A 351-nucleotide genomic window follows, 5' to 3' on the forward strand; every position below is an offset into this window, starting at 1 on the left:
CGGCACCGTGGCCACCTGCCTGCCGGCCTGCGACCTGTCCACCCGCCAGCCGCTGGCGCCCGGCCGGCAACTGCTCGATGCCGGCGTGGAAATCGCCCTGGCGTCCAACTGCAACCCGGGGACCTCGTTCACGAGTTCCATGAACTTCTGCGTCACCACCGCCGTCCTGCAGATGGGACTCAGCGTGCACGAGGCGGTCCGGGCCGCCACCTATGGCGGGGCGCTGGCGCTCGGGCGGCATGCCGGGGTCGATGCCGAGGGCCAGCGTGCCGTGGGTTCCCTCGCCGTCGGCCATCGGGCCGACCTGCACCTGCTCAACGCCCCGTCGGCCACGCACCTCGCCTACCGACC

Annotated in this window: 1 protein-coding gene; it reads left to right on the plus strand. The window is 72.9% G+C overall.

Annotated elements, in window-relative coordinates:
• Nucleotides 1–351, plus strand: a 351-nt coding sequence (locus AC5RUJ_RS18775) for an amidohydrolase family protein (protein ID WP_494156575.1), incomplete at both ends; no start/stop codon positions are given.

The organism is Arthrobacter sp. Y3223164 (assembly GCF_059091005.1).